The sequence below is a fragment of the Aerococcus sp. L_32 genome, from assembly GCF_050689315.1.
The window spans coordinates 1-908 of the sequence record NZ_JBOEQF010000719.1 but is presented as its reverse complement, the minus strand read 5'-3'; the positions used below and the strand labels follow the sequence as shown (position 1 = coordinate 908).

The window sequence follows — 908 nt, the reverse complement described above, 5'->3', positions numbered from 1 at the left end:
ACAACAACCACTTCTTCATCAATTGTTGAAAGGTCAGGGATTTTAACACCTAATAAATGTGCTACTAAACGATCAGTAACATCTTTGATGTCAGCTGCACGTTCTTGCATATAAGGGTTGTCTTCCATACCTTTGAAGATTTCGATGTAGAAGTCAGCTGTTTGACGAACAGCAGATTCTGCATTCAATGTTTCATCATCAATTTTTTGGGTGTAAGCTTGCTGCAATTCCGGATCTTCAAGGACCATTAAATGCGCGTCAAAGACTTGCGCTTCCTCTTCTGACAAAGATTTAGCTGCAACCGCTTTAATTTTTTCGATTTCTACTTTTGAGTCGGCTATAGCTTTTGCTAAGCGTTCTTTTTCTTGTTGTGAATCATTAGATTTTGAAATTCCAAAACTTAAATCAGGTTCTTCAACTAAGAACGCTTTAGCGATGGCAATGCCATCGCTAGCCGCGATTCCTGTTAATTTTGTCATATTATTCTGATAACCCTTCATTTTTCATAGTGTCAGCAATTGTTTGGATTGCTTCTTCTTCGTCATCACCTTCAGCAGTGATTACAACGTCAGAACCTTGACCTACACCTAAAGACATTACGCCCATGATAGATTTCAAGTTTACAGATTTACCTTTGTATTCTAAGTTAATATCTGAGTTAAACTTGCTTGCAGATTGCACCAATAAAGTTGCAGGACGTGCGTGGATACCAGTTTCAGCTGTAATGTTAAATTCTTGTTTTTTCATAATCAAAAATCTCCTTTAAAATATTTTATTCATACCTTTATAAATAGGCAAGAGTTATTATAGCTTATCTATTTGCAAAGTAAAACGTCACAAACTAGACTATACCATAATTAGAAAACTCTTTCACTTATAATTTACCAAAAAAATAGCGTTTCCACAAG

At 35.5% G+C, this 908-nt stretch carries 2 protein-coding genes; both read right to left on the bottom strand.

Annotated elements, in window-relative coordinates; all coding sequences use genetic code 11:
- Window positions 1-479, bottom strand: a 479-nt coding sequence (locus tag ACRCJ0_RS15960) for a phosphoenolpyruvate-utilizing N-terminal domain-containing protein (protein ID WP_431391153.1), incomplete at its 3' end; no start/stop codon positions are given.
- Window position 480: 1 nt separating this feature from the next.
- Window positions 481-747, bottom strand: coding sequence for a phosphocarrier protein HPr (locus tag ACRCJ0_RS15955; RefSeq protein WP_016897686.1), 267 nt, complete (start codon window positions 745-747; stop codon window positions 481-483).
- Window positions 748-908: the final 161 nt, after the last annotated feature.